Raw genomic sequence first — 12,869 nt, 5'->3', positions numbered from 1 at the left:
TCGGACAGTCGTCAGGTCTGCGGGACTAGCCGTGCGCCGGCGACGGGGCCGGACGCGGTCCGCACCGCCTTCGCAACGCCGGAACCGGACAGCTCCGCCGCAACGCTGACGGCCGAGTCGGCGTCCGCGCACAGGAATGCGCAGGTGGGGCCCGAACCGGAGACGATCCCTGCGAGCGCACCCGCCTCCGCACCGGCTCGGAGCGTCCGCCGCAGCATCGGCTGCAGCGACAGTGCGGCGGGCTGCAGGTCGTTGTGAAGCAGTGGCGCGACTGCGTGCACGTCGCCCGAAGCCATCGCGACCATCAGCTCGTCGGGTCGCCGAGTCCCGGCGTCGGTGGTGCGCTCTCCGTCGACTCGGAGACGATCCAGTTCGCGGTACACCGCTGGCGTCGACAGTCCCGTGCCGGAGACGGCGAGAACCCAGTGGAACTCTCCGCGATGAAGGACCGGGAGCAGCTTCTCCCCGCGGCCGGTACCGAGTGCCGCACCGCCGGTCAAAGAGAACGGCACGTCGGAACCCAACTCGGCGGCGATCTCCAGGAGCTCGGTGCGCGGCAGATCAGCGCGCCACAGCCGCGCTGCGGCCAGGAGTGCACCCGCGGCGTCGGCAGACCCACCCGCCATCCCACCTGCGACAGGGATGTGCTTGTCGATGGCGATCGCGACAGCTGGATCGTTCCCGGTCCGTTCCGCGAGTGCGATGACCGCGCGCGCAGCGAGGTTGGTGGCGTCCGCCGGGACCTCGCGGCGGTTCTCACCGGTGACTGTCAGTGTGAGCTCGTCGGACGGTCGGATCGTTACATCGTCGTACATCGACAACGCACAGAAGAGCGTCGAGAGTTCGTGGAAGCCGTCGTCACGCAGCGGCCCGACACCGAGATGCAAGTTGATCTTGGCGGGGACCCTCGCGGTCGCCCCGCCGATCACCGGCCGGTCTCCGCCGTCTGAGCCGATTCGGCCAGACGCACGAAGTCGTCGACTTCGAGCCGTTCCCCACGGATGCTCGGGTCGATGTTCGCGCTGCGGAGGAGCTCTTCGGCGCGCGCAGGGCTGCCCGCCCAGGTCGCGAGCGCAGACCGCATCGTCTTCCGACGCTGAGAGAACGCGGCGTCGATGGCGGCGAACGTCCGACGCCTATGGTCCGCGTCGTGACCATAGGGATCCGTGCGCTCGATCCGGACGAGTCCGGACTCGATCTTCGGCGCCGGCCAGAACACGTGTTTTCCGATGGCGCCGGCGCGCGTCACATCGCCGTAGTAGCGCGCTTTGACACTCGGCACGCCGTAGATGCGCCCGCCCGGTGTGGCGGCGAGACGATCCGCGACCTCTGCCTGAACCATCACGAGTGCCGTGCGCAGAGTGGGGAACTCCGCCATCAGATGCAGGAGTACGGGCACCGCGACGTTGTACGGCAGATTCGCGACCAGTGCGGTCGGGGTCACCGGCAGGTCGTCAGGGGTCACGGTGAGGGCGTCGGCGGTCACGACGTCGAAGTTCGACGCGGCGTCCGGCGCGAACTCGCCGATCGTCTGCGGAAGACGCCCCGCCAACTTCGGGTCGATCTCAACGGCGACCACACGACCTGCGACGCCGAGCAGTGCCAAGGTCAGGGATCCCAGACCCGGCCCCACCTCGAGAACCACGTCGTCCGGACCCACACCCGACGTCGTGACGATCCGGCGGACCGTGTTGGCGTCGTGCACGAAGTTCTGCCCGAGCGTCTTCGTCGGTCGGACGTCCAGTTCCGCCGCCAAAGCGCGGATCTCGGCGGGACCGAGGAGTCGGGGGATACTCTGCATACCCCCAAGGATAGGCGTCAGCGGATGCCCAGCTGAGACGTGCATGACGGCCATGCGCCCCAGCCCTGTGCGGCCTGCGTCTTCGACGCGATCGCGATCTGTTCCTCACGGGTGGCGAGGTCGGCGCGCGGAGCGTACTCCTGGCCTCCCCAGCGGTCCCAGGTGTTCTGGTCGAACTGGATGCCGCCGTAGTAGCCGTTGCCGTTGTTGATGGCCCAGTTGCCGGTCGACTCGCACTGTGCGAGGCGGTCCCAGACGCCGTACGGCACGTACGGCGCGCCCGGCTTCGTGCCGACCCGAACGGTGGTCGGGGTGGCGGCCACCAACACCTGCTCGTCGAGCTTGACCTTCTTGATCACCTTGCCGTTTCGGGTGGTGACCGAGTACTTGACCTTGGCCTTGCCCGGCGTGCCCTTCTTCAGCACCACTGTGCGGCCCGAGATCAGGGTCGGATCCTTCTTCTTCACCTGCGGCGACGCGACGTCCTCATCCAGCGTCACGTCTTCGGTGCGGACACGGGTCACCTTGATGGTCATGTCCTTGCTGACCGGGGTGCCTGCGGCGGGAAAGACGGTGTCGGTCGGCTCGAGCGGGTTTCCAGCACGAGCGAGCAGGTCGCCGACCGTCTTCGCGGCGATCGTCGGGCGGGTCGTGTCGGTTCCGTCGGTGAGGACGACCCGCTTGGGCAGCGTCACGTCGACGTCGCCGCCGTCGACGGGCAGTCGTGCGTCGAGGCTGCCGTCGACCGCGCTGGACTCGAGTCCCTTCTCGGCGAGAACACCGCGCACGGTGGACGCGTTGGTCGTGACGACCTCACGCTTGCCGTCGATCATCAGCTCGACCTTCTTGAGGCGGTCGACGACGATGGTCTGATCGTCCCGAGGTGCGCTCGACAGGGAAACGCTGACGAGATCTCCCGCTGCCGGGTCGACACCGTTGTCACGCAAGACGTCCTCGACAGAGAACGCCATGGTGCTGACAGTGGTCGTCTCACCGTCGACGGCGAGGGTCACTTCCTTGTGCATCACTGCACCGGTGACCGCGCCCGCAGCGACGGTGGTGGTGACGGCGGCGACCGCGAGACGGGCGCGCATCGACGTGGACTGATTGATTCTCGTGAAAGCAGACAAGCTAATTCATCCTGACGGGTGATTCTTCGATCACGATACGGTAACGAACAGACTGCTGTTACCGCAACGGCAACGAGTACGCACGGCGTGCGTTCGCGCCCAGAATCGCCGCCATCTCACCGTCGTCGAGACCCTTCACCGCGGCCAGCGCACGTGCCGTGTAGGGCACGCAATACGACTGATTGGGCTGGCCACGGTAGGGATGCGGCGTCAAGAACGGTGCGTCCGTCTCCACCAGCATGAGCTCGGCAGGCGTGATGTGCGCCGCCGCACGCAACTCATCGGAATTGGTGAAGGTCACAGTGCCCGAGAAGCTCAAGTAGTAGTTGCGATCGACGCATTCGGCGGCGATGTGACGGTCCCCGGAGAAACAGTGCATCACCACCGTGTCCGGGCTGCCTTCGGCTTTCAGCACGTCGAGCAGGTCCCGGTCGGCGTCCCGGTTGTGGATCATCAGCGCCTTGCCGGTGCGCTTGGCCACGTCGATGTGCCAGGCGAACACGTCGCGTTGTGTCGCCGGATCGGCGCAGTCCTCGGAGCGAGTGGTCCAGTAGTAGTCGAGGCCGGTCTCTCCGACGGCGACGACCCGTTCGTCGTTCAGCATCTCCTCGAGTTCGGCGCGCGTCTCGTCGTTCAGGTCGGCCGCGTGTGTGGGATGCAGTCCCACTGCCGCGAACGCCCGGGAATCCCACTTCGCGGCCTGCACCGCCCATCGGGCGTCGACCATGTCGTCGGCGACCGTCACGACGTGGGAGACGCCAACCGCCTCCGCATGGTCGAGGATCTCCTTCACCGCCTCCGGCGTCCGACCGCCGCACGCCGCCAGATGTGTGTGCGCGTCGATCAGGCCGGGCAACGTTTCCGGGTCGGGCGGGGGCAGACGACGCTTGTCCTTCTTGCTGGAACTCACAGAACCCTTGCTTGAACTCACAGAACCCTTGTTTGAACTCACAGAACCACTGTGCCCGACACGACGGTGACGCTGTCGCCGCCCACCCAGATGTGTGTCCCGTCGTCGACGACGTGCACGCGCCCGAACCGCTGGAGCAGTGTCCCCTGCGCCGCGACATACGACGCCGGAAGGGTGCCCGTCCTGCGCAGCCAGACCGCAAAACCGGCGTTGAGGCTGCCCGTCACCGGATCCTCCGGCACACCGTCGCCTGGAACGAACGCGCGGACTTCGACGTCGGCGCCCTTCTCGCGTGCAAGATCCGCCTGCCAGACGCCGATGACTCCGACGTCAAGATCGCCGAGCGCACCCATGTCGGGATCGAGGCGAAGGACCGCGCCGCCGTCGCGCAGCACCACACCGATCCACTGCGGTCCGTTGACGATCCACTCGGCGGCGACCACCTCGTCGGGACTGACTCGCAGACCACGACAGACCGTTGTGAACACCTCGGGTTCCACCGGCCCGGATCGCGTCAGCGGCGGCGCGGCGAACGCGAGCCTGCCGGACTCCTCCTTGATGTCGACCAGACCGATGCCGCACTCCTGCACGATGTGCTCTCGGCGTGACACACCGCCGCGCTCGCGCCAGGCGTGAGCGGACCCGAGCGTCGGATGCCCTGCGAACGGCAGTTCGCCGGTTGTTGTGAAGATTCGCAGGCGGTAGTCCGCCGCGGGATCGGTGGGACGCAGCACAAACGTCGTCTCCGACAGATTGGTCCAGCGCGCGAAGGCCGCCATCTGCGCGTCGGACAGGTCGTCGGCATCGAAGACGACGGCTACTGGATTGCCGAGTGTCGGAGAGTCGGTGAAGACGTCCACCTGATCGAACGGCCTCGTGCGAGTAGTCATTCGCTCATTGTGCCGTCGTGCTTGGAGCAAGATCTCCACGCAGGCTCCAACGTCTCACCGAGACGTTCAGGATCGGCCACGGTCAGTGCGACTTGACCGAGAGGGACCCAACGTCGACCACCGCCGCGAGGATCGCAGCCCTGCGTCGGAGGGTGCGGTTCAGACGACATGCCGACGAAGCCTGCGTCCAGCGCCTCGCGCAGTGCCGCCTCCATCAACGCGAGCTCTTGTCTCTTGAGCGGTTCCGGGACCCGATTCGAGCACCACGTCGGCGCCGCAGCGCTTGGCGAGATCGAGTTTGCGGGCTGGGTCAGCGGGGCACTCGACTGGTTCGCCACGAACGACGGACTGTTCCGGGCGTGGGACGAAGCGACGGCGCTCAAGCCGGAGTTCCGTGAGATCGTCCGCGCGGGCATCGCCGCACTCCCCGACTCGATGACCCGATACCTCGCTCGATGGCCGGTCGACCGACGCGACGAGGCACGCCTGCGCATCGAACTGCTGGTGGCACACCGCACTGTCGACTCCAGACACCCGAACTCGATCAACACCGGGTCAACCGGCACCGTAGCGCTCTGCCGGGTAGCGTTGCGGCAATGTTGGGCCTCCCCGATGACGTGACCGTTGCACTGTTCGACCTCGACGGCGTTCTGACGACCACCGCCGTGCTGCATGAGTCGGCGTGGAAGAACGCCTTCGACGAGTACCTGCTCGCGCAGGGTGATCCGTCCGGCCCGTTCACCGCCGACGACTATCTGCAGTATGTGGACGGGCGACCTCGACTCGACGGCGTGCGCGCGTTCCTCGCGTCGCGGTCCATCACCGCCGACGAGTCCACAGTCACCGCGATCGCCGACGCCAAGAACGCCGAGTTCCTCGCCGCGATCGACCGAGACGGTGTCACCCCGTATCCGGGATCGGTCCGGTACCTCGACGCAGCACGCGCCGCGGGTCTGCGGATCGCCGTCGTCACGTCGTCGAAGAACGGCGCGAAGGTCCTCGAAGCCGCGGGCCTGTCCGACTACGTCGAGCACCGGGTGGACGGCAACACGATCGTCGACGAAGGGCTCGGGGGCAAACCCGCACCCGACTCGTACCTGAGGGGCGCAGAGTTGATGGGTGTCGCACCTGCACAGGCGGCCGTCTTCGAGGACGCCATCTCCGGTGTCGCCGCAGGTCACGCCGGATCGTTCGGTTACGTCGTCGGTATCGACAGGGTGGGCGACGCGTCGGCGTCGTCGTCCCAGGCCGAATCCATGCGCGCCGCAGGCGCCTCCATCGTCGTCGCCGACCTCGACGATCTCCTGACGAACTGAAGGGACTCCCGTGATCGAATCGAACGCAGCCGGGCTCGTGCACACCACCCACGGCGACACCTCCAGCCACCCCGACACGCTGCACGTCCCCACGCACGGCACCCGTCCCGACCACGGGTTCGACGTCCACCCGTGGGAACTGCGGTGGCGAGGGTTCGACATCGACACCATCGGCCGAACCGAAGCCCTGTTCGCGCTGTCGAACGGGCACATCGGCCTGCGCGGCACGTTCGAGGAGGGCGAACCGGTTGATGTCCCGGGCACGTATCTCAACGGCTTCTACGAACTGAGGGACCTGCCGTACGCAGAAAGCGGCTACGGCTATCCCGAGTCCGGCCAGACCGTCGTCAACGTGACCGACGGCAAGATCATCCGCCTCCTCGTCGAGGACGAGCCGATGGACCTCCGATACGGCAGCACCGTCGAACACGAACGGGTCCTCGACTTCCGGACCGGCACATTGCGGCGCGAGACGATGTGGACCTCGCCCACCGGCCGCACTGTCCGGATCACGTCGGAGCGCCTCGTCTCGTTCACGAAGCGGACCGTCGCCGCCATCCGCTACGAGGTGGAGCCGATCGGCGAAGACATGAAGCTGGTGCTGCAGTCCGACCTTCTCGCCAACGAACCCCTGGCGGGCGCCGGCGGCAAGTCGGCCGCGGACGATCCGCGTCTGGCCGCCGCGTTGGACGCGCCGCTCGTCGCCGACCTGGCCGACAGCGAGGACTACTCGGCGGTCCTGGTCCACCACACCCGCCAGTCGGCGTTGACCGTCGCCGCGGCGATGGACCACGAGCTCGAGCTCCCAGGAAGCGGTGACACGTCGATCCGCGCCGACGGCGACCTCGCACGACTCACCGTCGCCGCGACCGTGCCGCAGGGCACCAAGATCGTGTTGACGAAGTTCCTCGGGTACGGGTGGTCGGCACGCCGGAGTGTGCCCGCCCTCCGCGCACAGGTGGACGCCGCGATCGCCATGGCTCGAGAGACCGGCTGGGACGCGTTGAAGGAGGAGCAGGCCGCGTACCTCGCCGATTTCTGGCGCGACGCCGACATCGAACTCGACGGCGACGCCGAAATGCAGCAGGCCGTTCGGTTCTCCCTGTTCCACGTCCTGCAAGCCGGTGCGCGCGGACAGTCCCGCGCCATCCCCGCGAAGGGACTCACCGGCCCCGGATACGACGGCCACACTTTCTGGGACACCGAGACGTTCATCATGCCGATGCTCACCTACACGGTGCCCGCCGCCGCCGGTGAGGAACTCCGCTGGCGACACGGCACGATGGACAAGGCGAAGGCTCGCGCCACCGAGCTCGGCGAGTCAGGCGCGATGTTCCCGTGGCGCTCCATCAACGGTGACGAGTGTTCCGGCTATTGGCCTGCGGGAACGGCGGGCGTCCACGTCTCGGCCGACATCGCGAACGCCACCGCCAAGTACATCCGCGCCACCGGAGACGAGGCGTTCGAAGTCGAGTGCGGCGTGGAACTCCTCGTTGAGATCGCCCGCTTCTTCGCAGGCCTCGGCCATCACGACGCCAACGGGCAGTTCCGCATCGACGGCATCACCGGTCCCGACGAGTACACGGCGATCGTGAACAACAACATGTTCACCAACCTCGCCGCCCAGCAGGCGTTGCGCGACGCGGTGGCATCCGTCGGACGCCAGCCCGCGGTCGCGCGCGAACTCGGAGTCACCGCCGCCGAGACGGCCCTCTGGACGTCGTGCGCCGACGACATGACCATGCCGTACGACGACGCCTTGGGCGTCCACCAGCAGTCCGAGGCCTTCACCCTGCTGGCCCCGTGGGACTTCGAACGATCGCGCGGCCGATACCCGCTGCTGCTGAACTATCCGTATTACGACCTCTATCGCAAGCAGGTCGTGAAGCAGGCCGACCTCGTGTTCGCGATGTACCTGTTCGGCGATCGATTCACGCCCGAGCAGAAGCTCAAGAACTTCGACTACTACTACCCGATCACCGTGCGCGACTCGTCGCTGTCCGCGTGCTGCGAGGCCGTGACCGCCGCAGAGGTCGGTTACCTCGACCTGGCGTACGACCTGATGAGCGAGTCTGTGTTCACCGACCTGCACGACCTGCACAGCAATGTGTCGTCGGGTCTGCACATCGCGGCTCTGGCGGGCGCGTGGACCGACTGTGTCGCGGGCTTCGGCGGCATGCGCGACTTCGGCGGCTCGATCACGTTCGCGCCTCAACTCCCCCGACAGCTCACGTACATGAGCTTCCGCATGGTGGTCCGGGAGTCGAGGATCGTCGTCGCGATCGACGCCGAGTCGGCGACGTACCGACTGCTGTCGGGCCCGACGATCGAACTCGCGCATCACGGCGAGAAGTTCGTCCTCGGCGACGTCCCCGTTCGGCGGAGCATCCCAGCTCCAGCACCTCAGCAGGCGCCGTCCGCTCCCCCCGGCTGCGAGCCCTACCGCCGCTCCCTCTGATCCGTCGTGCCGCGAAAGTCACGCCGGGGGTGGGAACGTACAACGCCACCGCGTGACTTTCCGGCCATGTGGCGAATTCCGTGCCTCGGCTGACCAGTACAATCGTGGACATTATGCCGAGCGAGTCCTTTGGCGCGTCGACGCCGTACTACATCACCACCGCCATCGCGTACCCGAACGGCGCACCACACATCGGGCACGCGTACGAGTTCATCTCTGCGGACACCCTCGCTCGCTTCAAGGCGCTCGACGGTTTCGACGTGCGCTTCCAGTCGGGGACGGACGAGCACGGCCAGAAGATGCAGCAGACCGCCGAGAAGGAAGGCGTCTCGACGGCTGAACTGGCCAAGACCAACTCCGACCGATTCGAATCGCTGCACACCGCACTCGGCACCGATCTGAGCCGTTTCATCCGCACCACTGACGCCGATCACCATCGTGCGTCGGAGGAGATCTGGAAGCGGATGGAAGCAGCGGGCGACATCTATCTCGACTCCTACGCCGGCTGGTACGACGTCCGCGACGAGGCGTTCTTCACCGAGGACGAGACCAGCGTCAGCGATGCGGGAGAGCGCATCGCGACCGAGAACGGTCACGTCCTGACCTGGACGGAGGAGCAGACCTACTTCTTCCGCCTGTCGAAGTACACCGAGCCGCTGCTCGAGTTCTACCGCGACAACCCCACCTTCATGGGCCCGGATTCTCGACGCAACGAGGTCACCAAGTTCGTCGAGGGCGGCTTGAAAGACCTGTCGATCTCGCGCACCACGTTCGACTGGGGAGTCAAGGTCCCCGGTGCCGACGGTCACGTCATGTACGTGTGGGTCGACGCTCTCACCAACTATCTGACCGGCGTCGGCTTCCCCGACGACTCCGCAACGCTCGAACGGTACTGGCCTGCCGATCTGCACGTCATCGGCAAGGACATCATCCGTTTCCACTGCGTGTACTGGCCCGCCTTCCTCATGTCCGCCGGGATCCCCACACCCAAGCGGGTGTTCGCACACGGGTTCCTGTTCAACAAGGGCGAGAAGATGAGCAAGTCGGTCGGGAACGTCGTCGACCCCCACGATCTCATCGCCGAGTTCGGGCTCGACCCGGTCCGCTACTTCTTCCTCCGAGAGGTGTCGTACGGGCAGGACGGCTCCTACTCGGCCGAGGCGATCGTGTCCCGCAAGAACTCCGACCTCGCCAACGAGTACGGCAACCTCGCGCAGCGCAGCCTGTCCATGATCGGGAAGTACTTCGACTCCGTCGTCCCCACACCCGGCGACCTCACCGACGACGACCGCGCCCTCCTCGACTCGGCTGACGGCCTGCTCGAACGGGTCCGCGGACACTTCGACGTCCAAGCCATCCACCTCGGCCTCGAGGCGCTGTGGACTGTGTTGGCCGACGCGAACCGGTACATCTCGGCGCAAGAGCCGTGGAAGCTCGCCAAGACCGATGTGGAACGGACGGGCACCGTTCTGTTCGTGTGCGCAGAAGTCATCCGCATCGTCACGCTGCTCGCTCAGCCGGTGATGCCGTCGTCGACGTCGACGCTGCTCGACCTGCTGTCCGTGGACGCCGACGCTCGAACGTTCGCGGACGTGACGACCAGGATCGTGCCCGGCACCGCACTCCCGACGCCGAAGCCGGTGTTCCCCCGCCACGAGGCATGAGCCGCGCGGCCGGCGCGACGGCACTCGACGTCGTCCGAGCGCTGGCCGCACGGACGTCTCGGGACCGTGTTCCCCCGCCGGCCGCACTGGTCGGCGACTGGGCCGACGCCGACGCGGTGATCGCACCGTCCATCACCATCCGCGAGGGTGTCGAGGTACCCGATCATCCCGATCGCTTCTGGTTGGGAGCACTCGACTTCACGCCCCCGGGGACGCCGGGCCGGGTGGTGGGCGGCTTCACCGACGGTGTCCTGTTTCTGCGAGACGGTGCGTGGGAATGGCGCTCTGTTGACGGATCCCCCTGCCCTGCATGGGTTCACGAGTGCCTCCATCAACACGCCGAACGACACGGGTGGACAACGCAGTGGACGCCACCCGACAAGGCGCCACACATTCACGCGATCGACCAGTGCCTCGACGCGATCGCCGCGGGCGAGGTGTATCAGGCCTGCGTCTGCACTCGATTCACCGGAACACTCGAGGGTTCGGCGCTCGACTTCTTCTGCGACGTCGCCGCCGCCACCCACCCGGCGAAGGCCGCATGGCTCACCGGCTCGTTCGGCTCGATCGCCAGCTTCAGTCCAGAATCGTTCCTGAACCGACGGTCAGACGTCGTCACGTCGTCGCCGATCAAGGGCACAGTTCCCGTGCACGCTGATCCGGCGTCTCTCATCTCGTCGACGAAGGACGTCGCCGAGAACGTGATGATCGTCGATCTTGTGCGCAACGATCTCGGTCGTGTCGCCCAGACGGGATCGGTGACGGTCCCCGATCTCCTCTCGGTGTCGCCCGCGCCCGGCGTATGGCATCTGGTGTCGACGGTGCAGGCGAAATTGCGTCCCGAGATCGGGAACCGGGATCTGCTCTCCGCGGCCTTCCCGCCTGCGTCGGTCACCGGCACCCCGAAGATCAGGGCCGCCGAGCTGCTCTCCGACTGGGAGGGCGCCGAACGCGGCGTCTACTGCGGAGCGATCGGAGTCGCTGGGCCCGACGGCCTCCTCGACCTCTCGGTTGCGATACGAACCGTCGCCGTCACCGCGTCCGGTCAACTCACCCTCGGCGTCGGGGGCGGCATCACCATCGACTCCGACCCGGACGCCGAGTGGCAGGAATGCCTCGACAAGGCTTCCTCGATCGTCTCCCGCTGACGTCGACCTAGATGTCTGCGGCGTCGCGCGCGGCGAGGACGGCCTCGTACACGTCGCGCCGGGAGAACTTCGTGCCTGCGACGACCCGAGCGGAGGCGTCCTTCAGTCGGACTCCCGACTCGCCGAGTTCCTGCGCCTGTTCGACGAGGTCGTCGAGCGTCACCGACGCATCGATCTTGGCCGCACCCGCGATCACGACGGTGATCTCGCCCTTCACGCCGTCCGCCGCCCACGCGGCAAGGTCTCCGAGGCCACCGCGCTTGACCTCTTCATAGGTTTTGGTCAGCTCCCGGCAGACGGCGGCACGACGATCCGTGCCGAGCACGCCGGCGGCGTCGGAGAGCGTTTGTGCGAGACGGTGGGGCGATTCGAAGAACACCACGGTCCGTTGCTCGTGCAGGAGACTGGTCAGCCAGTCGTTCCTGGCACCGGACTTCCGCGGCGCGAACCCGTCGAACGCGAATCGCTCCGACGGCATCGCCGACAATGCGAGGGCAGTTGTGACAGCCGACGGTCCCGGCAGACAGGTGATCGGCAGCCCCGCATCCGCGCATGCGACGACGAGGCGGTATCCGGGGTCGCTGACCGACGGCATCCCCGCATCGGTCACCAGCAGGACGGTCTCCCCCGAAGCGACGGCCTCAACGAGTTTCGGGGCTCGCGCCGCCTCCACCTGGTCGTAGTAGGAGACGATTCGACCGGTGATCTCGACGTTCAACGACGCCGCGAGCGCCTTTGTCCGGCGCGTGTCCTCCGCCGCGACCACATCCGAGGTCTCCAGCGCTTCACGGAGCCGGGTCGACGCGTCGCCCGGCTGGCCCATCGGAGTTCCGGCCAGAATCAGAGTCCCAGTCACGCCACTCAGCCTACGACCACCCCTCCGGCGGGTACCGCACTCGGTCGGAGCGTCAGGCGTCGGCGCTCTCCACAAAACCGATGAACAGCGAGACGCCGGTCTCGATGACACGGTCCACTTGCTCCCGCGACGCGGTTCCCAGCCAGCACAGCGTCAGCCCGTCGGTGATCGCGATGACGGACGGCGCGAGCTCGTGCGTCGACTTGGTGAATCGGACGCCGGAGATACGGGCGGCCTCGTCGAGCAGGCGCTCCGCGACTGCGTAGTAGCCGTCGTACAGGCGTTCTGCGAGGTACTCGAGCCCTTCGGTCCGGCGCGCGTACAGCGCCAATCCGATGAGCGCGTGCTGACGGGCGGAGTCGTTGATCGCGTTCTCGGCGAACGACTGCAGGGCACCCCGCATGAGGTCTTCGATCGGCGCATCGTTCGTCGGGAACTCGGCGAGCAACTGCAACCATCCGTCCATCGCAGCGAGCTCTTCGGCGACGCCGTACTCGACCACTGCCGCGAGCAGTTCGTCGCGCGATGCGAACGCGTAGAAGATGCTCGACTGGCCCATCTTCGCTTCGGCCGCAATACGACGGGTCGTCGCGGCCTCCACACCATCGGTGCCGATCACGCGCAGTGTCGCGGTGATCGCCGCTTGCCGTCGCTGCTCCAGGGACAGCCGTGCCATCAGGTGAACCTCGTTCCGCG

Annotated in this window: 12 protein-coding genes; 5 read left to right on the top strand and 7 right to left on the bottom strand. The window is 67.0% G+C overall.

Annotation, left to right across the window (positions count from 1 at the left end):
• Positions 1 to 11: 11 nt before the first annotated feature.
• Genes JVX90_RS02780 through JVX90_RS02760 form a run of 5 tightly spaced genes read right to left on the bottom strand, consistent with a single transcriptional unit; the run spans position 12 to position 4,731 of the window.
• Positions 12 to 929, bottom strand: a complete 918-nt coding sequence (locus JVX90_RS02780) for a 4-(cytidine 5'-diphospho)-2-C-methyl-D-erythritol kinase (protein WP_205330943.1) — start codon at positions 927 to 929, stop codon at positions 12 to 14.
• Positions 926 to 1,801: a 16S rRNA (adenine(1518)-N(6)/adenine(1519)-N(6))-dimethyltransferase RsmA gene (rsmA, locus tag JVX90_RS02775; protein ID WP_205330942.1), complete on the bottom strand. Its 876-nt coding sequence runs from the start codon at positions 1,799 to 1,801 to the stop codon at positions 926 to 928. Before rsmA ends, JVX90_RS02780 begins: the two co-directional genes overlap by 4 nt.
• Before the next feature lie 17 nt (positions 1,802 to 1,818).
• Entirely contained in the window at positions 1,819 to 2,931 is a 1,113-nt protein-coding gene (locus JVX90_RS02770) for a resuscitation-promoting factor (RefSeq protein ID WP_205330941.1), read from the bottom strand.
• 58 nt (positions 2,932 to 2,989) lie between these two features.
• Positions 2,990 to 3,841, bottom strand: coding sequence for a TatD family hydrolase (locus tag JVX90_RS02765; protein ID WP_240194030.1), 852 nt, complete (start codon positions 3,839 to 3,841; stop codon positions 2,990 to 2,992).
• Between the two features lie 38 nt (positions 3,842 to 3,879).
• A complete protein-coding gene (locus JVX90_RS02760; RefSeq protein WP_205330939.1) occupies positions 3,880 to 4,731 on the bottom strand; it encodes a PhzF family phenazine biosynthesis protein in 852 nt (283 codons plus the stop codon).
• A 168-nt stretch (positions 4,732 to 4,899) separates the two neighbouring features.
• Here JVX90_RS02760 and JVX90_RS20520 point away from each other — a divergent pair, with 168 nt between their 5' ends.
• The 5 genes from JVX90_RS20520 (at position 4,900) to JVX90_RS02735 (ending at position 11,317) form a co-directional block, all read left to right on the top strand.
• Positions 4,900 to 5,352, top strand: a complete 453-nt coding sequence (locus JVX90_RS20520) for a hypothetical protein (RefSeq protein ID WP_240194029.1) — start codon at positions 4,900 to 4,902, stop codon at positions 5,350 to 5,352.
• Positions 5,328 to 6,047: a beta-phosphoglucomutase family hydrolase gene (locus tag JVX90_RS02750; protein ID WP_205330938.1), complete on the top strand. Its 720-nt coding sequence runs from the start codon at positions 5,328 to 5,330 to the stop codon at positions 6,045 to 6,047. The genes JVX90_RS20520 and JVX90_RS02750 overlap by 25 nt, the downstream gene beginning before the upstream one ends.
• 10 nt (positions 6,048 to 6,057) lie before the next feature.
• Positions 6,058 to 8,505, top strand: coding sequence for a glycosyl hydrolase family 65 protein (locus tag JVX90_RS02745; protein ID WP_240194028.1), 2,448 nt, complete (start codon positions 6,058 to 6,060; stop codon positions 8,503 to 8,505).
• Between the two features lie 113 nt (positions 8,506 to 8,618).
• Positions 8,619 to 10,169, top strand: coding sequence for a methionine--tRNA ligase (gene metG / locus JVX90_RS02740; protein WP_205330937.1), 1,551 nt, complete (start codon positions 8,619 to 8,621; stop codon positions 10,167 to 10,169).
• Positions 10,166 to 11,317 carry an aminodeoxychorismate synthase component I gene (locus tag JVX90_RS02735; RefSeq protein ID WP_205330936.1) on the top strand — a complete coding sequence of 384 codons (1,152 nt, stop codon included), beginning with the start codon at positions 10,166 to 10,168 and terminating at the stop codon, positions 11,315 to 11,317. Before metG ends, JVX90_RS02735 begins: the two co-directional genes overlap by 4 nt.
• 7 nt (positions 11,318 to 11,324) lie before the next feature.
• Here JVX90_RS02735 and rsmI read toward each other — a convergent pair whose 3' ends face one another.
• Together rsmI and JVX90_RS02725 are read right to left on the bottom strand one after the other, a co-directional pair.
• Positions 11,325 to 12,173 carry a 16S rRNA (cytidine(1402)-2'-O)-methyltransferase gene (gene rsmI, locus JVX90_RS02730; protein ID WP_205330935.1) on the bottom strand — a complete coding sequence of 283 codons (849 nt, stop codon included), beginning with the start codon at positions 12,171 to 12,173 and terminating at the stop codon, positions 11,325 to 11,327.
• A 52-nt stretch (positions 12,174 to 12,225) separates the two neighbouring features.
• A complete protein-coding gene (locus JVX90_RS02725) occupies positions 12,226 to 12,849 on the bottom strand; it encodes a TetR family transcriptional regulator (RefSeq protein WP_205330934.1) in 624 nt (207 codons plus the stop codon).
• Positions 12,850 to 12,869 lie beyond the last annotated feature (20 nt).

The sequence above is a fragment of the Gordonia sp. PDNC005 genome, assembly GCF_016919385.1.
In the GTDB taxonomy this organism is placed as follows: Bacteria; Actinomycetota; Actinomycetes; order Mycobacteriales; family Mycobacteriaceae; genus Gordonia.
This window is presented reverse-complemented; position numbering and strand designations above follow the sequence as displayed.

Coding starts and splice junctions, on each gene's coding strand:
- JVX90_RS02750 (WP_205330938.1), top strand. CDS start 5,328: ATGTTGGGCCTCCCCGATGACGTGACCGTTGCACTGTTCGACCTCGAC.
- JVX90_RS02735 (WP_205330936.1), top strand. CDS start 10,166: ATGAGCCGCGCGGCCGGCGCGACGGCACTCGACGTCGTCCGAGCGCTG.
- JVX90_RS20520 (WP_240194029.1), top strand. CDS start 4,900: ATGCCGACGAAGCCTGCGTCCAGCGCCTCGCGCAGTGCCGCCTCCATC.
- JVX90_RS02760 (WP_205330939.1), bottom strand. CDS start 4,731: ATGACTACTCGCACGAGGCCGTTCGATCAGGTGGACGTCTTCACCGAC.
- rsmA (WP_205330942.1), bottom strand. CDS start 1,801: ATGCAGAGTATCCCCCGACTCCTCGGTCCCGCCGAGATCCGCGCTTTG.
- metG (WP_205330937.1), top strand. CDS start 8,619: ATGCCGAGCGAGTCCTTTGGCGCGTCGACGCCGTACTACATCACCACC.
- JVX90_RS02725 (WP_205330934.1), bottom strand. CDS start 12,849: ATGGCACGGCTGTCCCTGGAGCAGCGACGGCAAGCGGCGATCACCGCG.